The sequence below is a fragment of the Flavonifractor sp. An306 genome, assembly GCF_002159455.1.
GTDB lineage: Bacteria > Bacillota > Clostridia > Oscillospirales > Oscillospiraceae > Flavonifractor.
Genome location: NZ_NFIQ01000004.1, coordinates 41,955 through 63,491, shown reverse-complemented (window position 1 = coordinate 63,491; position 21,537 = coordinate 41,955). Strand labels below are relative to the sequence as shown.

At 62.2% G+C, this 21,537-nt stretch carries 22 protein-coding genes; 5 read left to right on the top strand and 17 right to left on the bottom strand.

The genetic code is table 11. The features are described from left to right. Nucleotides 1-71: 71 nt before the first annotated feature. Entirely contained in the window at nucleotides 72-1,055 is a 984-nt protein-coding gene (pta, locus tag B5F88_RS01790; RefSeq protein WP_087341281.1) for a phosphate acetyltransferase, read from the bottom strand. Between the two features lie 183 nt (nucleotides 1,056-1,238). Here pta and B5F88_RS01785 point away from each other — a divergent pair, with 183 nt between their 5' ends. Beyond that, on the top strand, nucleotides 1,239-1,937 hold the full coding sequence (locus tag B5F88_RS01785; RefSeq protein WP_087341280.1) for a helix-turn-helix transcriptional regulator: 699 nt from the start codon (nucleotides 1,239-1,241) through the stop codon (nucleotides 1,935-1,937). A gap of 30 nt (nucleotides 1,938-1,967) precedes the next feature. Further along, nucleotides 1,968-3,776 (top strand): translation elongation factor 4, encoded by a 1,809-nt coding sequence (lepA, locus tag B5F88_RS01780; RefSeq protein ID WP_087341279.1) that lies wholly within the window; start codon nucleotides 1,968-1,970, stop codon nucleotides 3,774-3,776. A gap of 299 nt (nucleotides 3,777-4,075) precedes the next feature. Here the strand turns inward: lepA and B5F88_RS01775 are convergent, their stop codons facing one another. Then, on the bottom strand, nucleotides 4,076-4,234 hold the full coding sequence (locus tag B5F88_RS01775; RefSeq protein WP_087341278.1) for a DUF6364 family protein: 159 nt from the start codon (nucleotides 4,232-4,234) through the stop codon (nucleotides 4,076-4,078). An 89-nt stretch (nucleotides 4,235-4,323) separates the two neighbouring features. Here B5F88_RS01775 and B5F88_RS01770 point away from each other — a divergent pair, with 89 nt between their 5' ends. Continuing rightward, nucleotides 4,324-4,527, top strand: coding sequence for a hypothetical protein (locus tag B5F88_RS01770; RefSeq protein WP_087341277.1), 204 nt, complete (start codon nucleotides 4,324-4,326; stop codon nucleotides 4,525-4,527). 28 nt (nucleotides 4,528-4,555) lie between these two features. Here B5F88_RS01770 and aspS read toward each other — a convergent pair whose 3' ends face one another. From aspS to B5F88_RS01695, 15 genes are all read right to left on the bottom strand, one after another. Then, the gene (gene aspS, locus B5F88_RS01765) at nucleotides 4,556-6,355 is read right to left on the bottom strand and encodes an aspartate--tRNA ligase (protein WP_087341276.1); all 1,800 of its coding nucleotides are present in this window, start codon (nucleotides 6,353-6,355) and stop codon (nucleotides 4,556-4,558) included. A gap of 51 nt (nucleotides 6,356-6,406) precedes the next feature. Next, entirely contained in the window at nucleotides 6,407-7,342 is a 936-nt protein-coding gene (locus B5F88_RS01760; RefSeq protein ID WP_087341275.1) for an S-layer homology domain-containing protein, read from the bottom strand. A gap of 62 nt (nucleotides 7,343-7,404) precedes the next feature. Then, nucleotides 7,405-8,757 carry a histidine--tRNA ligase gene (hisS, locus tag B5F88_RS01755; RefSeq protein ID WP_087341274.1) on the bottom strand — a complete coding sequence of 451 codons (1,353 nt, stop codon included), beginning with the start codon at nucleotides 8,755-8,757 and terminating at the stop codon, nucleotides 7,405-7,407. 352 nt (nucleotides 8,758-9,109) lie between these two features. Continuing rightward, nucleotides 9,110-9,526: a methylglyoxal synthase gene (locus tag B5F88_RS01750; RefSeq protein WP_087341273.1), complete on the bottom strand. Its 417-nt coding sequence runs from the start codon at nucleotides 9,524-9,526 to the stop codon at nucleotides 9,110-9,112. Between the two features lie 36 nt (nucleotides 9,527-9,562). Beyond that, nucleotides 9,563-10,303: a septum site-determining protein MinD gene (minD, locus tag B5F88_RS01745; RefSeq protein WP_087341272.1), complete on the bottom strand. Its 741-nt coding sequence runs from the start codon at nucleotides 10,301-10,303 to the stop codon at nucleotides 9,563-9,565. Between the two features lie 88 nt (nucleotides 10,304-10,391). After that, nucleotides 10,392-11,102, bottom strand: coding sequence for a 16S rRNA (guanine(527)-N(7))-methyltransferase RsmG (rsmG, locus tag B5F88_RS01740; protein WP_087341271.1), 711 nt, complete (start codon nucleotides 11,100-11,102; stop codon nucleotides 10,392-10,394). Between the two features lies 1 nt (nucleotide 11,103). After that, entirely contained in the window at nucleotides 11,104-11,457 is a 354-nt protein-coding gene (locus B5F88_RS01735; RefSeq protein WP_087341270.1) for a hypothetical protein, read from the bottom strand. After that, nucleotides 11,450-11,875: a large conductance mechanosensitive channel protein MscL gene (gene mscL / locus B5F88_RS01730; RefSeq protein ID WP_087341269.1), complete on the bottom strand. Its 426-nt coding sequence runs from the start codon at nucleotides 11,873-11,875 to the stop codon at nucleotides 11,450-11,452. Before mscL ends, B5F88_RS01735 begins: the two co-directional genes overlap by 8 nt. 10 nt (nucleotides 11,876-11,885) lie before the next feature. Further along, nucleotides 11,886-13,187 (bottom strand): serine--tRNA ligase, encoded by a 1,302-nt coding sequence (gene serS / locus B5F88_RS01725; RefSeq protein ID WP_087341268.1) that lies wholly within the window; start codon nucleotides 13,185-13,187, stop codon nucleotides 11,886-11,888. A 178-nt stretch (nucleotides 13,188-13,365) separates the two neighbouring features. Beyond that, nucleotides 13,366-13,938, bottom strand: coding sequence for a hypothetical protein (locus B5F88_RS01720; RefSeq protein ID WP_087341267.1), 573 nt, complete (start codon nucleotides 13,936-13,938; stop codon nucleotides 13,366-13,368). Then, on the bottom strand, nucleotides 13,935-14,831 hold the full coding sequence (locus B5F88_RS01715) for a ParB/RepB/Spo0J family partition protein (RefSeq protein WP_087341266.1): 897 nt from the start codon (nucleotides 14,829-14,831) through the stop codon (nucleotides 13,935-13,937). The genes B5F88_RS01720 and B5F88_RS01715 overlap by 4 nt, the downstream gene beginning before the upstream one ends. 1 nt (nucleotide 14,832) lies before the next feature. Next, the gene (locus B5F88_RS01710; RefSeq protein ID WP_087341265.1) at nucleotides 14,833-15,618 is read right to left on the bottom strand and encodes a ParA family protein; all 786 of its coding nucleotides are present in this window, start codon (nucleotides 15,616-15,618) and stop codon (nucleotides 14,833-14,835) included. Nucleotides 15,619-15,769: 151 nt separating this feature from the next. Beyond that, a complete protein-coding gene (locus B5F88_RS01705; protein WP_087341264.1) occupies nucleotides 15,770-16,570 on the bottom strand; it encodes a ParB/RepB/Spo0J family partition protein in 801 nt (266 codons plus the stop codon). A 112-nt stretch (nucleotides 16,571-16,682) separates the two neighbouring features. Continuing rightward, nucleotides 16,683-17,540 carry a YitT family protein gene (locus tag B5F88_RS01700; protein ID WP_087341263.1) on the bottom strand — a complete coding sequence of 286 codons (858 nt, stop codon included), beginning with the start codon at nucleotides 17,538-17,540 and terminating at the stop codon, nucleotides 16,683-16,685. Between the two features lie 14 nt (nucleotides 17,541-17,554). Further along, on the bottom strand, nucleotides 17,555-19,207 hold the full coding sequence (locus B5F88_RS01695; RefSeq protein ID WP_087341262.1) for an S-layer homology domain-containing protein: 1,653 nt from the start codon (nucleotides 19,205-19,207) through the stop codon (nucleotides 17,555-17,557). Nucleotides 19,208-19,466: 259 nt separating this feature from the next. Here B5F88_RS01695 and B5F88_RS01690 point away from each other — a divergent pair, with 259 nt between their 5' ends. Further along, entirely contained in the window at nucleotides 19,467-20,042 is a 576-nt protein-coding gene (locus tag B5F88_RS01690; protein ID WP_087341261.1) for a xanthine phosphoribosyltransferase, read from the top strand. A gap of 178 nt (nucleotides 20,043-20,220) precedes the next feature. Continuing rightward, nucleotides 20,221-21,486: a BMP family ABC transporter substrate-binding protein gene (locus tag B5F88_RS01685; RefSeq protein WP_087341260.1), complete on the top strand. Its 1,266-nt coding sequence runs from the start codon at nucleotides 20,221-20,223 to the stop codon at nucleotides 21,484-21,486. The last annotated feature ends 51 nt before the right edge of the window (nucleotides 21,487-21,537 follow it).

The window sequence follows — 21,537 nt, the reverse complement described above, 5'->3', positions numbered from 1 at the left end:
CCGGAGGTCTACTCCATGGCCATAAAAAACTGGAGCAACCGGGAAGGATGCTCCAGTTTCTGAGACATTGCTTAGGCCAGAGCCGCGGTGATGATGGCCATGGAGTAGACCTCCTGGGCGTTGCAGCCGCGGGACAGGTCGTTGATGGGGGCGTTCAGGCCCAGCAGAACGGGGCCATAGGCGTCGAAGCCGCCCAGACGCTGGGCGATCTTGTAGCCGATGTTGCCGGCGTTGATGTTGGGGAAAATAAAGGTATTGGCCTGACCGGCAACCTTGGAGTCCTTGCATTTGGTCTCGGCCACCTTGGGGGAGACGGCGGCGTCAAACTGGAGCTCGCCGTCCACGTCAAAGTCGGGATGAGTGGCCATGACCTTCTCGTAAGCGTGGCGCATTTTGTCCACCGTCTCGCCGTGGCCGGAGCCCTTGGTGGAGTAGGACAGCATAGCCACCTTGGGCTCAATGCCGAACAGGCGGGCGCAGTGCGCCACCTCGGTGGTGATCTCTACCAGATCATCCTCGGTGGGGTCAATGTTGATGGCGCAGTCGCCCATGGCCAGCACGGTGTTGGCGCCCACGCCCTCCCGTACCAGGATGAAGCAGGAGGACACGATCTTGTTGCCCGGCTTGGTCTTGATGAGCTGCAGGGCGGGACGGACGGTGTCGGCGGTGGAGTAGGTGGCGCCGCCCAGCAGGCAGTCGGCCACGCCCATCTTCACCAGCATGGTGCCGAAGTAGTTGCCGTGCTTCAGGGCGGCCCGGCACTCGTCGGGGGTCATCTTGCCGCGGCGCAGCTCCACCATGGCCTGCACCATGTTTTCCATGTCGGGGTAGTTCACCGGATCAATGATCACGGCGCCCCGGATGTTGAAGCAGGCCTCCTCGGCGGCCGCCTTTATCTCATCCTCATTGCCGATGAGAATGGGGCTCAGCCAGGTACCGGCCAGCAGGCGGGCGCTGGCCTCCAGGATCCGGGGGTCGGTGCCCTCGGTAAAGACAATCTTCTTGGGACTCTTTTTCAGGGAGTCAATGAGCTGCTGGAACATGTGGATAGCCATTGGTATCATCCTTCCTGTCAAAATCACGTGTCATTTTTTGCCCTCTTGGAGCGATAACAATATTATACACCCATCAGTCTACAAACTACAATGATGAAAAGACAGAAGATTGTGAAAAAATCACCTTTACTTTTTGTATTTAAGCATATATACTATACCTATTGTTTTTGTATGAGGTGTGTTATGAGTTCTGATTTTCCTCGCTGCCTGTCCCTGCTGCGGCAGGAGAAGGGCATCTCGCAGAGAGCGGCCGCCAAGGAGCTGGGTATCAGCCAGGCGCTGCTCTCTCACTATGAAAATGGCATCCGGGAGCCGGGCCTGGCCTTTGTGGTCAAGGCCTGCAACTACTACAACGTGTCGGCCGACTTTCTGCTGGGCCGCACCCTGAGCCGGGACGGCACCACCATCGCCGCCGAGGAGCTGTACGACTACTCCTCCGAAAAGGACAACGTGCTCCATGGCTCCATCCTGGCCACCCTGAACAAGAAGCTGTTGGTGAACTCCATCGGCGTGCTCTTTGACCTGCTGGGCAAGACCGGGAAAAAGGAGGCCATCAACGCCGCCGCCGACTACCTGGGCACCGCCATCTACAAGCTGTTCCGCCACCTGTACCGGGCGGACGGCACCCAGAACGAGGACTTTTTCTCCGTGCCCGCCCGGCAGTTTATGGCGGGCATCCCCTTTGCCGACATGATCTGCACCGAGGCGGAGTATGTGGACGCCCTGGCCTGCCACGTGAAGGAGAAGGGGAACTTCCCGCCCATGAACAACGACGCCCTGCGGGAGAGCTATCCCGGACTGTACCAGTCCCTGCTGCAGATCATCCACACCACCGGGGAGCGGGTGAACTGCCGCAAAGCGGCCCGCGCCGAGAAAAACTGACGCCAGTTACACCACGGAGGTTTTTTGTCTATGACCGATCAATCCAAAATCCGCAACTTTTCCATTATCGCCCACATTGACCACGGCAAATCCACCCTGTCCGACCGGCTCATCGAGCTGTGCAACGCCGTCACCGCTCGGGAGATGGAGTCCCAGCTGCTGGACAACATGGACCTGGAGCGGGAGCGGGGCATCACCATCAAGGCCCGGGCGGTGAAGCTGAACTATCAGGCCGAGGACGGGGAAATCTACGAGCTCAACCTCATCGACACCCCGGGCCACGTGGACTTCAACTACGAGGTGTCCCGGTCCCTGGCCGCCTGCGAGGGGGCCATCCTGGTGGTGGACGCCGCCCAGGGCATCGAGGCCCAGACTCTGGCCAACACCTTTTTGGCCATGGAGCACGACCTGGAGATCCTTCCGGTGGTGAACAAGATCGACCTGCCTGCCGCCGACCCCCAGCGGGTGAAGGACGAGATTGAGAACATCATCGGCATTCCCGCCCAGGACGCCCCCGAGATCTCCGCCAAGGTGGGCATCAACATCCCCGCCGTGCTGGAGGATATCGTGCAGCATGTCCCGGCCCCCAAGGGGGACCCGTCGGCCCCCCTGAAGGCCCTGATCTTCGACAGCCAGTACGACGCCTACCGGGGGGTCATCGTCTACTTCCGGGTGATGGAGGGCACCATCAAAACCGGCATGAGCGTGAAGCTGATGGCCTCCGGCGCCACCTATCAGGTGCTGGAGTGCGGCCATCTGCTGCCCCTGGGCATGGAGAGCTGCAAGGAGCTCATCGCCGGGGAGGTGGGCTACTTTACCGCCTCCATCAAGAACGTGAAGGACACCCAGGTGGGCGACACCATCACCGGGGCGGACAAGCCCGCCGCTGAGCCTCTGCCCGGCTACCGCCCCGCCCGGGCCATGGTGTACTGCGGCATCTACACCGAGGACGGCTCCAAGTACCCCGACCTGCGGGACGCCCTGGAAAAGCTCCAGCTCAACGACGCCTCTCTGTCCTTTGAGCCGGAGTCCTCCGCCGCCCTGGGCTTCGGGTTCCGGTGCGGCTTTCTGGGGATGCTCCATATGGAGATCATCCAGGAGCGGCTGGAGCGGGAGTTTGACCTGGACCTCATTACCACCCTGCCCTCCGTCATCTACCGCATCACCAAGACCGACGGCAGCGTGGTTATGGTGGATAACCCCCACAACTACCCTGACCCGGCGGTGATCCAGCTGGCGGAGGAGCCTTACGCCAAGGTGTCCATCGTCACGCCCCCCGACTATGTGGGCAACATCATGCCCATATGCCAGGAGCGGCGGGGGGAGTACAAGGATATGCAGTACCTGGACACCAACCTGGTGGAGCTGCATTACTCCATGCCTCTGGGTGAGATCATTTACGACTTCTTCGACACTCTGAAGGCCCGTACCAAGGGGTACGCCTCTCTGGACTACGAGATGGACCGGTACGAGCCCTCCGAGCTGGTGAAGGTGGATATGCTCCTCAACGGCGACCAGGTGGACGCACTCTCCTTCATCGCCCACAAGGACAAGGCCTATCCCCGGGCCCGGCGGCTGTGCGAGAAGCTGAAGGAAAATATCCCCCGCCAGCTGTTCGAGGTGCCGGTACAGGCCGCCATCGGCGGCAAGATCATCGCCCGGGAGACCGTCAAGGCCATGCGGAAGGACGTGCTGGCCAAGTGCTACGGCGGCGATATCACCCGGAAGAAAAAGCTGCTGGAAAAGCAGAAAGAGGGCAAAAAGAAAATGCGGAGTTTGGGCACGGTCCAAATTCCTACCGAAGCGTTTATGGCGGTGCTCAAACTGGACGAGGAATAACAGCGAAAAAGACCTGCTGCGTGATGCGGCAGGTCTTTCGTTTTCCAGGGAACGCCTGCGCGGCGGGCGCCCCCTTTTCGGCGTCGAAAAGGGGGGAAAAGACGGCAGGGGAGGGATTTCGATTTCCCTCCCCTGCACCCCTCCTTAAAACGACCAAAGAGGGGGAACTGCGGTTCCCCCGTCTTTGGAATCTCCCCCAGGCTGCTCTCCTGCCAGTTTTCCGGCGGCGGGGCCTTACTCCGTAACGGCCCCGCCGCACCGGCCAGGTGGCGCAAGTGCCCCTCCGGAGGGCGTAACCCTCATGGATTCGTTTTATGCTCCAATTCTTCCAGATGGGCACGGAGCACCAGATTGATATAGCTGGACAGGGAGCGGTCCTGCTGCTCGGCCAGCTTTTGTATTTTTTCGAGAACGGGCTGATCCAAGGTCAGACTGACTTTACTTTTCAGTGGCTTCATATTATCACCAGGACAATATATACCACTAAATACGATAGAATATTGACGAGTAAGATAATATCGCCTATAATCTTACTTAGGTGATGGATATGTACACAAACGAATTTGAAGAAGCCTTTTCCAACTTTTTAGAGCGGCACGAGTATGACGAGGCGGAAAGCTACCTGTTTTCCATGGTACGTCTGGCCTTCGCTGCCGGATGGAAGGCGGCGGGCGGCGCGCCGCCCAAGGCCGAGCGCCTGTTTGAGCTGATCGTCACGCCAAAGACAGAAACCCCGGCGGAGTCGGATTGACTCCGCCGGGGTTTTGTTGTAAGAGCGCTTATTCGGCGCTCTCTTCCTCTTTCTTGGTACACACGATGTTCAGCTCGTCCAGCTGGGCCTGGGTGACGAAGCTGGGAGCGCCCATCATCAGGTCCTGGGCGTTCTTGTTCATGGGGAAGGGGATGATCTCCCGGATGGAGTCCTCCCCGGCCAGCAGCATCACCATCCGGTCCACGCCGGGGGCGATACCGGCGTGGGGGGGCGCGCCGTAGGTGAAGGCGTTGTACATGGCGGGGAACTTGCTCTTCACGTCGTCCTCGCCCAGCCGCACCAGCTGGAAGGCCTCCAGCATGATCTCCGGGTCGTGGTTCCGCACCGCACCGGAGGACAGCTCCACGCCGTTGCACACCAGGTCGTACTGGAAGGCGGTGATGGACAGGGGGTCCACCTCACCGGCGGCCGCCTTTTTCAGGATCTCCAGGCCGCCGTTGGGCATGGAGAAGGGGTTGTGGCAGAACTCCAGCTCGCCGGACTCCTCGCCGATCTCGTACATGGGGAAGTCCACGATCCAGCAGAACTCGTACCGCTCCTTGTCCATGTGGTTGGGGCAGAAGTTGCCCAGCTTGGTGCGCAGCACGCCGGCGGTTTTCTGGGAAGTCAGCAGCTTGCCGGCGGTGAGGCCCACGAAGCAGCCCTTCTCCAGACCCAGGGCGGACACCACCGCGTCCTTGATGGGCTGGACAAACTTGGAAATGCCGCCCACGATCTCGCCGTTCTCGTCGTAGCGGAACCAGTAGGCCTTGTTGCCGGACTGGACCTCCACCTCGTTGCAGATGCCGTCAATCTGCTTGCGGGTGCCCTCAAAGCCGGACACCACCACCGCCTTGACGGTGTTGCCCTCGAAGGGGCCGAAGCCGCAGCCCGAGAGCACCTGGGTGGCGTCGGTCACCGTCAGGTCAATGCGCAGGTCGGGCTTGTCCGAGCCGTACTTGTCCATGGCCTCCAGGTAGGAGATCCGGCGGAAGGGAGCCTCGGAGGCCACGTTGTAGGTGCCGAACTTGGCGAAGATGGGGGGCAGCACGTCCTCCAGCACGGCGAACACGTCCTCCTGCCCGGCGAAGGCCATCTCCATGTCCAGCTGGTAGAACTCGCCGGGGGAGCGGTCGCCCCGGGCGTCCTCATCCCGGAAGCAGGGGGCAATCTGGAAGTACTTGTCAAAGCCAGAGGCCATCAGCAGCTGCTTGAACTGCTGGGGGGCCTGGGGCAGGGCGTAGAATTTGCCGGGATGTTTCCGGCTGGGCACCAGGTAGTCCCGGGCGCCCTCCGGAGAAGAGGCGGTGAGAATGGGGGTGGTGATCTCCATGAAGCCGTGGTCGATCATGGACGCCCGCAGCGCCGCCACCACCTGGGAGCGGAGGATGATGTTGTTCTTCACCTCCGGGTTGCGCAGGTCCAGATAGCGGTACTTCAGCCGCTGGGTCTCGTCGGCCTCCCGGCTGCGGTTGACCTGGAAGGGCAGCTCGTTGTGGCGGCAGCGGCCCAGCACCTCGATGCGCTCCGGCACCACCTCAATGTCGCCGGTGGGCAGCTTGGGGTTCTTGCTGTCCCGCTCCCGCACCACGCCGGTGACGGCCACGGTGGACTCCTTGTTCAGGGCCTTGATGGTCTTGACCATCTCCTCGGTCTCGGCCACCACCTGGGTGGTGCCGTAGAAGTCCCGCAGCACCAGAAAGCCCAGGTTGGCCCCTACCTCACGGAAATTCTCCAGAAAGCCCGCCAGGGTGACGCTCTGGCCCACATGCTCCATCCGGAGCTCCCCACAGGAGTGGGTGCGGTAGTGGGTGCGCACGTTATCCATGAAAAATCAACTCCATATCGTAATCAAAAGATTTTATATAACAAAACAGAATCAGGTATTGCCCTTCAGATCCAGGTAACGGCTGTAATACACCTGCACATCGAAGTTCTTGTACAGGTCGGTGCCGTCCTTGGAGGTGACCCCGAAGTGGGCCAGGGCGGTGTCTTTCACGTAGTCCAGAAATGCCACGCCGTCCACGGTGTTGAACCAGTTGAACTCCATGCCGGCGGCGGCGCAGTCGGCCTCCAGGCCGTCGATGAGCTCCTGCACGTAGGGCAGATACTGCCCGGCGGTGGTGCCGTTGGTAAAGAGTACGTCAGAGGGTTTCAGATAGGCGGCGGTAAACAGGGTGTAGTCGGCGGGGGTGAAGCTCTCCCGCAGCTCCGGCCGGGCCACACGGGCCACCAGGGCGGCGGTCTCCGCCCGGGTCAGGCTCTTGTCGGGGGCGAAGGTGCCCCAGGCGTCCACGCCGGTGAGGATCCCCGCGTTGTAGAAGCGGAGCACCGTGGCGTCGTCGGTGTCGGGCAGGGCGGTGATGGTGTTGATGGGGGAGAGCATGTCGTCGGGCACCACGCCCCCCATGAGGGTGAGCAGCTCCAGCCGGGTGGCACCCTTCTCCGGACCGGGTACGTCAATGCCCAGCTTTTCCAGGTAGGTCACATAGGAGAAGTACCAGGGCAGGGTCTCTCCGGCGGCGGGGGTGGCCATGGGGATGGGGTCCCCGGTGATGGCCTCGTTCATGCGGGCGGCGATGGCGGCCACCTCGCCCACGGTGAGCACTTTGTCGGGGGAGAATCCGGTGTCGGTGCCGGTGATCAGCCCCACCTCGTAGCACACCTGGGCGGCGTCGGCGTACCAGGCGCCCTCGGCCACGTCGGCATAGCCGGGGTAGGTGTTTTTGGCGGGGAAGGCCTCCTCGGGGGTGATGGCGGCGGCGGAGCCCACCGTCAGGGCGGCGGCCAGAATCAGAGCGGCCAGCTTCTTCATAGAATATTCCTCCTCGATATGGATGTTATCCGGTTAGACGGAAATCAGGGGGGAAAGTTCCATTAAAGCTGGGGCTCGGTGATGGGGGTGCCGGCGGAGCGCTGGGCCAGCCCGGCCTGCACCAGGGCCACCGCCTCCGCGGGGGTGAGGGTGTTCTGTTCGCCGGAGGTCAGGTCCTTCACCGTCACCTTGCCCTGGGCGATCTCGTCCTCTCCCAGGAAGGCGGCGTAGGGGATGGCCAGCTTGTCGGCGTAGGACAGCTTTTGCTTGAACTTCTTTTTCTCGCAGTGGAGCTGGGCCCGCACCCCCGCCTCCCGGAGGGCGGTGGCGAAGGAGATGGCGGGGGAGAGGTCCTCGGTCATGGGCAGGATCAGCACGTCCGCCGGAGCGGTGACCAGGCCGTCGTTCAGGTAGCCCTGGGCCTCCAGCACGGAGAACAGACGGGTGAGACCGATGGAAATGCCAACTCCGGGAAGTTGTTTATCGGTGTAATATTCCGCTAAGTTGTCATACCGGCCGCCGGAGCAGATGGAGCCCACCTCCGGGTGGTCCAGCATGACGGTCTCGTACACGGTGCCGGTGTAGTAGTCCAGGCCCCGGGCGATGGTGAGATCCACCATGAAGTGGTCCTCCGGCACGCCGAAGGCGGACAGGTAGCCCACCACGGTGGACAGCTCGGACACGCCCTGGTCGAAGCGCTCGTTCTTGCCCTTAAAAGGCTCCAGGGCGGCCATGGGGTCATCGGCGGCCAGCAGGGTCAGCAGGGAGTCGGCGGCCCCGGCGGAAACGGAGAAGTCATCCACCAGGATGGCCTTCACCTTTTCCGGGCCAATCTTCTCCAGCTTGTCGATGGTGCGCATCACGTCCCCGGCCTGCTCCTCCAGGCCCAGGATGGCAAACAGGCCGTTGAGCACCTTCCGGTTATTCACCCGGATCTTGAACCGGCTCAGCCCCAGGGCGGTGAAGGTCTTGTAGATGATGGCGGGGATCTCCGCCTCGTTGATGATGTCCAGGGCTCCGTCGCCGATGACGTCGATATCCGCCTGATAGAACTCCCGGTAGCGGCCCTTCTGGGCCCGCTCCCCCCGGTAGACCTTGGCGATCTGGAACCGGCGGAAGGGGAAGGTGAGCTCGTTCTGGTGGAGGGCCACGTACTTGGCCAGAGGCACCGTCAGGTCAAACCGCAGGGCCAGGTCGGTGTCCCCTTTCTGGAAGCGGTAGATCTGCTTCTCGGTTTCGCCGCCGCCCTTGGCCAGCAGCACCTCTGCCGCCTCCACCGCCGGGGTGTCCAGGGGGGTGAAGCCGTAGAGGGAGTAGTTTTTCCGTAAAATGTCCACCATCCGGTCGAACTGCACCTGCCGGGCGGGCAGCAGCTCCATAAAGCCGGACAGGGTGCGGGGTTTTACCTGAGCCATAGTAACGCTCCTTTGTGAAGTAATTGAGGCTGCTGCCCGCCCTCCGCCGCAGGTGCGGCGTCAAGCGTTTTGCGCAGCAAAACCTTGAAATAGGCCGAATTCACTTCGGCCTATTTGAGTGAAATCCGGGGTCCCCGGCGGGTCAGCGACCCGCTGGGGCCAGCAGTTCCATAAAGCCGGACAGGGTGCGGGGTTTTACCTGAGCCATAGTAACGCTCCTTTATTCTTAAGAGTAAAAAGGCGCTCCCGTCCCTTGTCACGGGACGAAAGCGCCTGCTTTCGTTGTGTTGGGCGGTAGTCCGCTTGCAATCGTATGCCAAAACACACCAAATGTCAATGAATTTCGGAAAATTCAGGCGGTAAAGGGCTTGGTTTTGGGATTGACGATGTCCCGCCAATCCAGGTCGCCCCGCTCCAGGCCGTGGATCAGGATCTCCGCCGTGGCCACGTTGGTGGCGTAGGGCACGTTGTTCTGGTCGCACAGGCGGGTGATGTACTGTAAATCCGCGTCCAGATCGTTGGACTGGGGATCGGAGAAAAAGAGCACCATGTCAATCTCGTTGTAGGCGATGCGGGCGCCAATCTGCTGGCTGCCCCCGTGCTCATGGGAGAGGAAGAGCTGCACCGGCAGGCCTGTGGCCTCCGCTACCAGACGACCCGTCGTGTTGGTGGCACAGATCGTATGCTTGGATAAAATGCCGCAGTAGGCGATGCAGAACTGGACCATCAGTTCTTTTTTTCGATCGTGGCTCATCAACGCGATGTTCATAAATCAATCCTCTCTTTTCTTATCAATTCAATGAAATCAGTGAATACGCATCAGGGGCGCCTTCTGCCCCAGCAGCCGCTTGGCAATGTTTAAATAGGCAATGGCCGCCCCACGGCTGGCGTACAGGATCAGCGGCTGCTCCCGGTTGGCGCACAGCATCACCTGGGCGTCCTCCGGCACGATGCCCAGCAGGGGCAGGCCGGCGGTGTCCATGGCGTCGTCAATGGTGGTGTGGAGCCGGCGCAGCAGCTTGGGCTGTACCCGGTTGACCACCAGGTGGAGCTTGGGGATCTGCCCCCGCAGCAGGGTCACGGTTCGCTGGGCGTCCCGCAGGGCGGAGGCGTCGGTGGTGGATACCACAATAGCCCGGTCCGCGCCGCAGCAGGCCAGCCGGAATCCCTCGCCCAGGCCGGCGGGGGAGTCCATCAGGATAAAGTCATACCGCTCTCTGGCCTGGCGCAGCAGGTCCCGCATGGCGGAATGGCTCAGGGGCTGCTCCGGCAGATTCACCGGCGCGGTGATCAGGTGCAGGCCCTGGATCACCGGATGGGGGACCGCCGCCTTCTCCAAAGAGCAGCGGCCGCACAGCACATCGGTAAAGTCCATCAGCGCCCGGTCGCTGAGCCCCAGGCTCAGGTCCAGGTTCCGCAGGCCGATGTCCATATCCATACACAGCACCTGCTTGCCCAGCGCCGCCAGACAGGACCCCAGCCCGGCGGTGAGGGAGGTCTTGCCTGTGCCACCCTTGCCGGAGGTGATCACAATTACAGTGGACATAGGCACACTCCGTTTCCACTATACATACCATAGCATGGTTTCTGACGGGAATCAATGATTTTTGTGCAATATGTGAAAAGATTTTTCCTCACAATGGGGCTTTCTGCATTTTTGCCCAACGGCGGGGAAAGCCCTTGGGGGTGGGGGAGACCTTCTCCACCACCACCACCCGGTGGACAATCTCCGTGCCCGGAATGGTGTAGTCCATCCGGGGCAGCAGGCGGCCCCCCAGCTTGGCGATGGCCCGGGAAGCCCCCTCGGTCTCCGCCCCGCTGTCCACGCTCTTCATGGCCAGGAACTTGCCTCCTACCTTCACATAGGGCAGACACAGCTCAGACAAAAGCTCCAGCGAGGCCACCGCCCGGGACACGGCAAAGTCAAAGCTGTCCCGGAAGCCCGCCTCCAGGGCCTGCTCCTCCGCCCGGGCGTGGAGACAGGCCACTTTGTCAAGGGAAAGTGCTTCACAGACACTGGACAACCAGTTTACCCGCTTGCCCAGGCTGTCCAGCAGGGTGACGGAGAGGGAGGGCTCCAGGATCTTTAAGGGCAGGCCGGGAAAGCCCGCCCCGGTGCCCACGTCGATGAGGGTTTTTTTATGGAAATCTTCCCCGATGGTGAGCAGGGCGGCGCAGTCCAGAAAGTGAAGGTCCACCACCTGGTCGGGGTCGGTGATGGCGGTGAGGTTCATCACCTGGTTCTGCTCCAGCAGCAGCTGGCCGTACCGGGCCAGCTGAGCCGCCGCCTGGGGCGGGGGCGTGAGGCCCAGCTGGGCCAGACCGGCGGAAATACGCGCTTGCATCTTATCCTCCCAACCCCTCCAACAGCGGCGGGATGCCCAGCACCAGGCTGACCCCCAGGCCCACGGCGCACACCAGGGCCAGCACCACCATGGAGGCTTTTTTGGAATAGGTCTCGTCAGGCTGCCGCAGGGTGTACAGGGCGATGATCAGCAGCCCGGCGATGCCCGGACAGGCGAACAGGGGCGCCACCCCGGTGAGGTAGGCCCCGCCGTGGAAGAAGGGGTACAGGTTCAGCCCCACCAGCAGCACCATATACACCACGCCCACCCAGGCCAGAATCCGCTTCACCGGGGAGGCGGGGGTGTAGGGCTCTTTCTCCTCCTGGGGCTTTTTGTCCTCCGGCCGCTCACGCATGGCGGCCCTCCTTCAGCAGGTCCCGGATCTCGGTGAGCAGGACCTCCTCCGCCGAGGGCTTAGGGGGCTCCGGGGCCTTGGGGGCCTCCTCCTTCTTCCGGTGGAAGGCGTTGATGCCCTTCACCAGCAGGAAGATCACGAAGGCCATGATGAAAAAGTTAATGACGGCGTTGATAAAGCTGCCCAGCATCAGCTGGCCGCCGCCGGGGAGCTGGAAGGTGAGGGAGGCGGCCAAGGATGCGCTGTCTCCCGTCAGCATGCCCAGCAGGGGATTGATCACGTCGTTGACCAGGGAGTTGACGATGGACTGGAAGGCGCCGCCGATGATCACGCCCACCGCCAGGTCCATCACGTTGCCCCGGGCCACAAATTTGCGGAACTCAGCCAGAAAGCCTCTGGTTTTCTCTTTCGCGGACATAGATTCTCCTTTATGCCTTGGGGGTCAGCACTTCCTTGCCGCCCATGTAGGGCCGCAGGGGGGCGGGGATCTTCACAGAGCCGTCAGCCTGGAGGTTGTTTTCCAGGAAGGCAATGAGCATCCGGGGGGGCGCCACCACGGTGTTGTTCAGGGTGTGGGGCAGATAGGTGCCCTTCTCGCCCTTCACCCGCATTTTCAGCCGGCGGGCCTGGGCGTCGCCCAGGTTGGAGCAGGAGCATACCTCAAAGTACTTCTGCTGGCGGGGAGACCAGGCTTCGATGTCGCAGCTCTTCACCTTCAGGTCGGCCAGGTCGCCGGAGCAGCACTCCAGCTGACGCACGGGGATGTCCAGGGAGCGGAAGAGCTCCACGGAGTACCGCCACATCTGCTCGTACCACTTCATGGAGTCCTCCGGCTTGCACACCACCACCATCTCCTGCTTTTCAAACTGGTGGATGCGGTACACGCCACGCTCCTCGATGCCGTGGGCGCCCTTTTCCTTGCGGAAGCAGGGGGAATAGGAGGTGAGGGTCTGGGGCAGCTTCTCCTCGGGGATGATCTGGTCAATGAACTTGCCGATCATAGAGTGCTCGCTGGTGCCGATGAGGTAGAGGTCCTCGCCCTCGATCTTGTACATCATGGCGTCCATCTCGGTCTGGCTCATGACGCCCTCCACCACGTTGCCGTGGATCATGAAGGGAGGCACGCAGAAGGTGAAGCCCTTGTTGATCATAAAGTCCCGGGCGTAGGCCAGCACCGCCTCGTGGAGGCGGGCGATGTCCCCCATCAGATAGTAGAAGCCGGAGCCGGACACCCGGCCGGCGGAGTCCATGTCAATGCCGTCAAAGGACTCCATGATCTGGGTGTGATAGGGGATCTCAAAGTCGGGGGTCACCGGCTCGCCGAACCGCTCCACCTCCACATTGGCGGAGTCGTCGGGGCCGATGGGCACGGAGGGGTCGATGATGTTGGGGATCTGGAGCATGATGTGGCGGATCTGCTCGGCCAGCTCGGTCTCCCGGCCCTCCAGATAGGCCAGACGGTCGGCGTCGGCCTTCACCTCGGCCTTGAGGGCTTCGGCCTCGGCGAGCTTGGAGGGGTCCTTCTTGGCCTGGCCCATCAGCATGCCCACCTGCTTGCTCTTGGCGTTGCGGGCGGTGCGCAGGTCCTGGGCCTCCTGAATGGTTTTGCGGTTCTCGGCGTCCAGGGCGATCACCTGGTCCACCAGGGGAAGCTTCTCCTCCTGGAACTTTTTCTTGATGTTTTCCTTGACGGCCTCGGGATTTTCCCGGATGAATCGAATATCCAGCATGGTTAAATTCACCTCAAAATGAAATTGGGGGCGGAGCCCCGGGGACCCCGCGAAAGCCCAGCGTAGCGGGTTTCGTGGGGGAGAGGAGGGGCAGTGGAAGGAGTGAGTTTTCCCGTATACGGGAAAACGAGGGATCTGAAACTTGCCCCGACGAGTTTCACGTGAAACATGTTCTTTTTTAGCCCAGCCAGGAGACCAGCTGCTGCCAGGCCGCCAGGGGATCATAGATCTCCAGCTCCTCCGGCGTGGCGTATGTTTCGTTATACAAGGTCAGATAGTCCTCGATCACATAGCTGTTGTCGGCGTTCAGCTCCTGCTCAGCCAGAAAGTCCCGGGCGTCGCTGTACCGCCCCTGGTTATATAGGCTCCGCAGGGTGTTCAGCGCCGTCAGGGCCTGGACAACCTGCTCCAGCTCCTCCTGGCTCTCTGCCACCTGGCCGGACTGCTCCTCCAGCTGGCTGGTGAGCTGCTGGTTTTCCTCCTCCAGCTGGGTCACCTGAGCTTTCAGCTGCTCGTTTTCCTTCAGCTTGTTTTCCAGGGACTCCACCGCCGAATTGGAGGTCTCCTCCAGGTGGCTCATGGCCTCCTGGTTGGCCCGGCTCTGCATCATAAAGGACATGAGCAGCAGCAGGAAGGCAACCGCAAAGAGGATCATCAGGTAAAACAGCACCGGATTGCGCTTGGAGGGCTTTTCGTGCTCCGCGGCGTGTTGGAGGCTGTCCTCCGGCTTGTGCTGGGATGGATGGCTCAAAGCGTCTGACCTCCCTTCCCCTGGGTGGGCAGCTGCTCCAGCAGCTCCAGAAGGGTGTTCAGATCGTCGGGGTTATAGTACTCCAGCTCGATCTTGCCCTTTTTCTTGCCGTTGACAATGTGGACCTTGCGGCCAAAGCGGTTGGTCAGGGACTTTTCCGCCTCCCGGAAATAGATGGACAGGTCGGGTCCGGCGGCGGGCGGGGGAGAGGGGGGCAGCCTGTCTCCGGCGGCCAGCCGCTTGGCCAGGGCCTCGGTCTGGCGGACGCTGAGGCCGTCCTCAATCACCTTTTTGGCCAGCTTCATCTGCAGAGCCCCGTCCTCCAGGGACAGAATGGCCCGGGCGTGGCCGGCGGACAGCTTGCCCTCCTCCAGCAGGGCGCACACCGGGTCGGGGAGGGAGAGCAGCCGCAGGGCGTTGGCCACCGTAGGCCGGGACTTGCCCACCCGCTGGGCCACCTCCTCCTGGGTGAGGCCGTATTCCTCCACCAGGACCTTGTAGCCGTTGGCCTCTTCAATGGGGTTCAGATCCTCCCGCTGGAGGTTTTCGATGAGGCCCAGCTCCATGACCTTCCGGTCGTCGGCCTCGATGATCACGGCGGGCACCTCGCTGAGCCCCGCCAGCTTGGCCGCCCGCCACCGCCGCTCTCCGGCGATGATCTGATAGTAGCCGGAGGACAGCCGCCGCACGGTCAGGGGCTGAATAATGCCGTGGGTGCGGATGGAGTCGGCCAGATCCTGCAGGGCGCCCTCCTCAAAACGCTTTCGGGGCTGCTTCAGCCCCGGCTCCACCTGGGAGATGGGCAGGGAGAGGGAGCCCCCCTCCTGGGATTGGAGAGCGGCGTCTCCCAACAGAGCGCCCAGGCCACGGCCCAGGCCCCGTTCAAGTGCCATATCATTCGCTCCTTTCCAAACGGGTGACGGCGTACTGATTGTGCTCCAGCACCTCGGCGGCCAGGGCGGCATAGGCCTCCGAGCCCCGGGACAGGGGATCGTAGGCGGACACCGGCTTGCCGTAGCTGGGCGCCTCGGACAGGCGGACGTTCCGGGGAATCACCGTGGCGTACACCTGGCCGGGGAAGTGGCGCTTGACCTCCTCCGCCACCTGAATGGACAGATTGGTGCGCCCGTCGTACATGGTGAGCACTACCCCTTCCAGGGCGATGGACGGGTTGAGGGAGCGCTTGACGATGCGGATGGTGGACAGCAGATCGCTGAGGCCCTCCAGGGCGTAATACTCACACTGCACCGGCACCAGCACCGTGTCGGCGGCGCACAGGGCGTTGAGGGTAAGCAGCTCCAGGGAGGGGGGGCAGTCGATGAGGATATAGTCGTAGTCCGACCGCACCAGGGACAGGGCCTCCTTCAGCCGGTACTCCCGGTGGTCCAGACCGATCATCTCCACAATGGCGCCGGTGAGGGCCTTGTTGGAGGGGATCACGTCGGCATAGGGGGTGGAGACGATGGCCTTGGCGGTCTCCGACCCGTTGAGCAGCACATCGTACACATTGGGGGCGATGGTCTTGTCCACCCCCAGCCCCGAGGTGGTGTTGGCCTGAGGGTCAAAGTCGCACACCAGTATCCGCTGTTCCATTTTTTTCAGGGCGGCGGCCAGATTGACACAGGTGGTAGTCTTTCCCACACCGCCCTTTTGATTCACGATTGCGATGGTCTTTGCCATAGCACACCTGCCTTTTCTACTGTAACCAGCGTACCAACCTATTATATCTTCTCTTTCCCGGTAATTCAACCGAAAAAAGCGCAAGAACCTTGTTTCACGTGAAACAAGGTTCTTGGTTGAATTGGCGGCAGGTGATGTTTCACGTGAAACATTATCCTTTTGGAATGGTAATGGTCAAGAGGATCGAATCGTCGGTCTCCTTGCGCTGGCAGTCAGCGTTGACCCCGGCGGTTTTCATCAGCGACAGGCCCCGGTTGATGGAATTGAGAAACAGGCGCACATCCTTAATAATAAAGAGCCGCTTCTGCCGGGGCTTGTCCGCCTTGTGAAGCAGCTCCTCCACATACTGCTCGGTGCGGGCCACGGTAAAGCCCTGCTGGGCAATGTAGCGGGCGGCCTCCAGCTGAGCCTGGGCGCTCTCCAGCCGCAGCAGCGCCCGGGCGTGGCGCTCGGTGCAGCCGTGCTCCCGCAGCAGGGCCAGGGCCTCCGGCGGCAGCTTCAGCAGCCGCAGCTTGTTGGCCACCGCCGACTGGGACTTGCCGATCCGCCGGGCGGCCTCCTCCTGGGACAGGTGGTAGGTCTCAATGAGCCGAGCCAGGGCGGAGGCCTCCTCCACAAAGTCCAGGTCCCGGCGCTGGAGGTTTTCCACCAGAGCCAGCAGGGAGGACCCCTGACTGTCCACATTGACCACAATACAGGGCACCTCCGCCAGCCCCGCCAGCTTGGCGGCCCGCAGCCGCCGCTCGCCGGAGATCAGCTCATAGCCCTGACCCCCTCGGCGCACCGACAGGGGCTGGAGCACCCCGTGCTCGGCAATGCTGGCGGCCAGCTCCTCCAGCCCTTCCCGGGAAAAGTGGCGGCGGGGCTGGTCCGGATTGGGGGTGATGGCGGCCACCGGTAAGTACAGCACCTTGTTGCTCTCATATAGTCCTTTACGGCGCAATAACGGCATAAAAAGCCCTCCTTCATGGCAAAACGGGAATATGGACAACCATATATTACCATATTTTGCCGCAAAGGAGGGGGAACACCGTCGAGTTGGAAATATTTTCCAGGAAAAAACCTCAGGCCCGCAAAAAGCCCTTTCCAAAGATCTCGCTGGAGTTGGCCACGATCAGGAAGGCGTGGGGGTCCATGGACTTGAGCTGCCGCCGGAGGACCACCGCCTGGCCCCGGGACAGGACGGTGAGCACCACATGGTGGACCTCATGGGTGTAGGCCCCCTGGGCCTGCCACACAGTGGCGCCCCGGCCCAGGGTGTCGGTGACATAGGCGCACACCGTCTCCGGGTTGGAGGTGATGATGAAGAAGGCCTTGCGGCGGTTGAAAGACTCGATGGCCGAGTCCACCAGCACCGACTTGAGGGCCAGGCCCAGCAGGGAGCACAGGCCGGCCTGCACGTCAAAGACCACCAGGGCGGCGGCGGCGATGGCCACGTCGGACACCAGCAGGGCCCGGCCCACGTCCATGCCGGTGTATTTCTTCAAAATCATGGCGGCGATGTCGGTGCCGCCGGAGGAGGCGCCGATATTGAAGAGGATGGCCGAGCCGATGGCGGGGAGGACCACGGCGAAGAGCAGCTCCAGCATCAGCTGGTTGGTCAGCGGGGCGCTGAGGGGCCAGAGGATCTCAAAGACCTGCACCAGGCCGGCGTACAGGATGGAGCAGTACACCGTGCGAAAGCCGAAGCCCTTGTCCAGCAGCAGAAACCCCAGCAGCAGAAACAGCAGGTTGATGATGGAGTTGAAGGTGGAGGGGGAGAGCTGAGGGATCAGCTTGCCCAGCAGCACCGCCAGGCCGGACACCCCGCCCATGGAAAAGTTGTTGGGAAATTTGAAAAAGTAGACGCCCACCGACACCAGCGCGGTGCCCAGGCTCATCAGCAAAAACTCATGAAACAGCTCTTTGGGGGACAGCTTCATGTCCTCTCTCCTCCTCAGCGGGTGCTCAGCACCGCGCTCCATACGTCATAGCCCGACGAAGCGGGAATATTGCCGATGCGCCACAGGGACACCCCGGTGACGCCGAACATCCGGGCCAGCTGCAGCTTGTCCAGCACGCTCTGCTCGTTTTCGTACCACACCTTATACTGGCTGCCGTCCTCGGTGGTGTACAGGGCATAGGGGTTGCGGTATTTGTCGGAATAGGTCACCACCGTGTCCGGCTGGTTCAGCCGGGCGGTGAGGGTGGTCATGGCCGGGTGGTAGATGGTGGTCTCCAGCAGCCTGCCCTCCTCGTCCACGTGGAAGCCGGCGGTGCCGAAGGAGATGGCCAGGGCCACCTTGCTCACATCCTGTACGCCGGTGTCCGGATCGGTGATGTCCCGCAGGGCCTCATAGATGCTGGGGAAGGGGGTGACGGGGGAATTGGTGTTGGCGGTGCCCACATAGGACTCGGGTGCCGAGGTCCACTGGTAGTCGTGGGCCATGAGGATCACCTTGTCGCACACCTCCCCCAGGCCCCGGTAGTCAAAGCCGGTGTACCAGGTGTCCGGCTGAACGCAGACGTACAGGGTCTTGTCCTTTGGCAGGGCCTGCCGCAGCTCCTCCATAAAGGTGACATAATCCTGCTTTATGGTATCTCCCTTCAGGGCCTCAAAGTCGATGGTCAGGCCGCTGTAGTCGGCGGCGGCTGTCACCAGGGCGTCAATGGCCTGCTGCCGGGCCTCCGGTGTGGATACCACCGCCGCCACGGTGGAGGAGGTGGCGCCGTCGGCTAGGGTGACGCTGTCCCCGGCAGAGGCGTAGACGTTCAGGTTGTAGGGCAGCTGATGGCTCTCAAAGTAGGAGGTGGCGGGGGTCACGTCGTCGGGCTTGACCCAGTCGTTGCCATTTGCCGAGGTGGAGTTGAGGACGGGGCCGTTCTCGCCGTACTCCATCTGAGCCCACCCCACGCTGACGGCGTCCATGTCGGCGGTCAGATTGATCTGGGCGTAGGAGGAGAAGGCGTAAAAGCCGTGGAGCCACTGGGTTTTGGACTGGTAGCGCTCATATACCCGCACCAGCATGGCCGCCGCCTCCGCCCGGGTGGCCGAGTGGTTGGGCAAAAACTTCAGGGAGCCGTCGGGGCCGGCCACGCCGTTGACCATGCCGATGTCGTAGGCGATGGCCATATAGCCCGTATCCTCCTTCACATCGTCAAAGGGGAGGGTGAGGCCGGCCAGATCCTGGGCCAGCTGGTCGTATCCCAGGGCCCGCACCAGCATCACCGCCATCTCCCCCCGGCTGATGTAATCCTCCGGCCGGAAGGGCCCGGAGGGGTCCATCACGTTGTGGGCCCGGGCGGTCTCCACGGCGGAGTAATACCAGGCGGAGGGGGAGCAGTCGATGTACGAGGGGGAGTCGGGGGTGAGCATATCCCAGCCGAACATACGGCAGAGCACGGTGACAAACTGGCTGCGGGTCATCTCATCCCCCACGCCGAAGGTGCCGTCGGGGTAGCCCTGGATCAGGCCGTATGCCTCCGCCTGCTCCACCACCTCCTGGGCCCAGTGGCCCTGGGCGTCGGAGAAGGTTGCCTGGGCGGAGAGGGGGGCGGCGGAGAGCACCAGAAGGGCGGCCAGGCCGCCGGTACAAATGCGCTTGAGCACGAAGCAAGACCTCCTTGTCAAAGGGTCGGAACAACAGGTTTACCCGCATTGTACCAAATTTCCGGGCAAAGTACAATGGAAAAGGCGGCGTCCCGCTCCCCGCCGCCGGAGGGGGCGGGACAAGTCCCCGTTCTTCCGACAAAATTTCTAAAAACACGTGACGCAGCCAAGGTTTTTTGATAGAATATAGTCGTTGCAGGAGGATTCTTACTTAGGCTAAAATAGAATCAAATTTTTCTTGCTTGGAGGAGAAGGATCTATGAAACAGCTGGAGGAGCGCATCCGCGCTGACGGCAAGATCCGCGAGGGCGGCGTACTGAAGGTGGACAGCTTTCTCAATCATCAGATGGATGTGAAGCTGTTTCAGGATATGGGCAAGGAGTTCCTGCGCCTGTTCGGGGACTGCGGGGTGACCAAGATCCTCACCATCGAGGCGTCGGGCATCGGCATCGCCTGCGTGGCCGCCCTGTTTTTTGACTGCCCGGTGATCTTTGCCAAAAAGAACAAGACCAAGAACATCGCCGGGGACGTGTACACCTCCAAGGTGGAGTCCTTCACCCACGGCAAGGTGTACGATATCATTGTGTCCAAGGAATTCCTGCACCCCGAGGACCGGGTGCTCATCATCGACGATTTCCTGGCCAACGGCTCCGCCCTGCAGGGCCTCATCAAACTGGTGCAGGACGCCGGGGCCACCCTGGTGGGGGCGGGCATCGCGGTGGAGAAGGCCTTCCAGCCCGGCGGCGATCTGATCCGGGGCATGGGCGTCCGGGTGGAATCTTTGGCCCGGATCAAGAGTATGAGTGTGGAGGACGGGGTGACGTTCTGCGACTGAGCGCCCCCAAGTGTGTGTGAACAAAGCGAGACCGGCTGCCGCAGGCGGAGGGCGACCTTCGTGATGAGCGGATGATTGTGCGCCCGCCTGGGAGCGTGGGGGAGACCCCGCGAGCAGGCAGCCGTTTGGAATAGAGGTACCTGAATTGTAATGCGCGGAACTACAAGGAGGAACTGATATGAAGAAAAGACTGCTTGCACTGCTCCTGGCGGGCGCCATGACGTTTGGTCTGGCCGCTTGCGGCAACACCGACCTGGGCTCCGCCGAGAGCCCCTCCGGCACCACCCCTGCCGGCACCGAGACCGGCGGCGAGGCTGCCAAGACCGTGAAGGTGGGCCTCATCTGCATCGGCGACGAGAACGACCAGGGCTACACCTACAACTTCATCCGGGGCAAGGAGGCCGTCACCGAGGCCCTGGCCGCCAAGGGCATCACCGTGGACTGGGAGGTCAAGTACAACGTGGGCGAGGACTCCTCCTGCGAGGAGGCCAACATCGAGCTGGCCGAGGCGGGCTGCGACCTGATCATCAACAACTCCTTCGGCTTTGAGCCCTACATGCTGAAGGTGGCCCCCGACTATCCCGAGATTGAGTTCATCTCCTGCACCAACCAGGCCTCCGCCGTGGACGAGCTGGAGAACACCCACAACGCCTTCGCCAACATCTACGAGGGCCGTTACCTGGCCGGCGTGGTGGCCGGCATGAAGATGCAGGAGATGATCGACAACGGCGAGATCACCGCCGACCAGGCCGTCATCGGCTACGTGGGCGCCTACTCCTTCGCCGAGGTGATCTCCGGCTTTACCGCCTACTACCTGGGCGCCAAGAGCGTGTGCCCCTCCGTCACCATGAAGGTGCAGTTCGTGGGCTCCTGGTCTGACGCCACCCTGGAGGGCAACGCCGCCCAGGCCCTGTGCGACGCCGGGTGCGTCATGATCTCCCAGCACTCCGACAACACCACCCCCGCCACCGCCGCCCAGAACGCCGGAGCCTTTCACACCGGCTACAACAACGACATGATCGCGGTGGCTCCCGAGGCCTCCCTCATCGGCACCCGCATCGACTGGTCCGTGTATTTCGAGTACGCCATCGAGGCCGTGGCCAACGGCGAGAGCTTTGAGCAGGATTGGTGCCACGGCATGGACGAGGGCGCCGTGGTCATGACCCCCCTGAACGAGGAGATCGCCGCCGCCGGCACCGCCGACAAGCTGGCCGAGGTGGAGGAGCAGCTCCGCTCCGGCGCGCTGCAGGTGTTTGACACCTCCACCTTCACCGTGGAGGGCGCCGAGCTCACCACCTGCATGGCGCTGGACACCGACGGCGACTTTGTGGCCGACTCCGAGGAGGCCGTGTTTGACGGGGCCTTCCACGAGTCCTACTTCCAGTCCGCCCCCTACTTCACCGCACAGATCGACGGCATCGAGTGGCTCAACTCCGCCTATTGATCTGCGCACCAACCCAAAAGAGGGCTGCCCGGGCAGCCCTCTTTTTCCTCT

What these genes read in the sequence shown, in the direction of transcription:
- hisS (WP_087341274.1), bottom strand. Translation starts at nt 8,757, where the DNA reads ATGGCTCAGGTAAAACCCCGCACCCTGTCCGGCTTTATGGAGCTGCTG.
- pta (WP_087341281.1), bottom strand. Translation starts at nt 1,055, where the DNA reads ATGGCTATCCACATGTTCCAGCAGCTCATTGACTCCCTGAAAAAGAGT.
- B5F88_RS01690 (WP_087341261.1), top strand. Translation starts at nt 19,467, where the DNA reads ATGAAACAGCTGGAGGAGCGCATCCGCGCTGACGGCAAGATCCGCGAG.
- B5F88_RS01685 (WP_087341260.1), top strand. Translation starts at nt 20,221, where the DNA reads ATGAAGAAAAGACTGCTTGCACTGCTCCTGGCGGGCGCCATGACGTTT.
- mscL (WP_087341269.1), bottom strand. Translation starts at nt 11,875, where the DNA reads ATGTCCGCGAAAGAGAAAACCAGAGGCTTTCTGGCTGAGTTCCGCAAA.
- B5F88_RS01775 (WP_087341278.1), bottom strand. Translation starts at nt 4,234, where the DNA reads ATGAAGCCACTGAAAAGTAAAGTCAGTCTGACCTTGGATCAGCCCGTT.
- B5F88_RS01750 (WP_087341273.1), bottom strand. Translation starts at nt 9,526, where the DNA reads ATGAACATCGCGTTGATGAGCCACGATCGAAAAAAAGAACTGATGGTC.
- B5F88_RS01715 (WP_087341266.1), bottom strand. Translation starts at nt 14,831, where the DNA reads ATGGCACTTGAACGGGGCCTGGGCCGTGGCCTGGGCGCTCTGTTGGGA.
- B5F88_RS01770 (WP_087341277.1), top strand. Translation starts at nt 4,324, where the DNA reads ATGTACACAAACGAATTTGAAGAAGCCTTTTCCAACTTTTTAGAGCGG.
- B5F88_RS01705 (WP_087341264.1), bottom strand. Translation starts at nt 16,570, where the DNA reads ATGCCGTTATTGCGCCGTAAAGGACTATATGAGAGCAACAAGGTGCTG.
- aspS (WP_087341276.1), bottom strand. Translation starts at nt 6,355, where the DNA reads ATGGATAACGTGCGCACCCACTACCGCACCCACTCCTGTGGGGAGCTC.
- lepA (WP_087341279.1), top strand. Translation starts at nt 1,968, where the DNA reads ATGACCGATCAATCCAAAATCCGCAACTTTTCCATTATCGCCCACATT.
- B5F88_RS01760 (WP_087341275.1), bottom strand. Translation starts at nt 7,342, where the DNA reads ATGAAGAAGCTGGCCGCTCTGATTCTGGCCGCCGCCCTGACGGTGGGC.
- B5F88_RS01785 (WP_087341280.1), top strand. Translation starts at nt 1,239, where the DNA reads ATGAGTTCTGATTTTCCTCGCTGCCTGTCCCTGCTGCGGCAGGAGAAG.
- B5F88_RS01735 (WP_087341270.1), bottom strand. Translation starts at nt 11,457, where the DNA reads ATGCGTGAGCGGCCGGAGGACAAAAAGCCCCAGGAGGAGAAAGAGCCC.
- minD (WP_087341272.1), bottom strand. Translation starts at nt 10,303, where the DNA reads ATGTCCACTGTAATTGTGATCACCTCCGGCAAGGGTGGCACAGGCAAG.
- B5F88_RS01700 (WP_087341263.1), bottom strand. Translation starts at nt 17,540, where the DNA reads ATGAAGCTGTCCCCCAAAGAGCTGTTTCATGAGTTTTTGCTGATGAGC.
- rsmG (WP_087341271.1), bottom strand. Translation starts at nt 11,102, where the DNA reads ATGCAAGCGCGTATTTCCGCCGGTCTGGCCCAGCTGGGCCTCACGCCC.
- serS (WP_087341268.1), bottom strand. Translation starts at nt 13,187, where the DNA reads ATGCTGGATATTCGATTCATCCGGGAAAATCCCGAGGCCGTCAAGGAA.
- B5F88_RS01710 (WP_087341265.1), bottom strand. Translation starts at nt 15,618, where the DNA reads ATGGCAAAGACCATCGCAATCGTGAATCAAAAGGGCGGTGTGGGAAAG.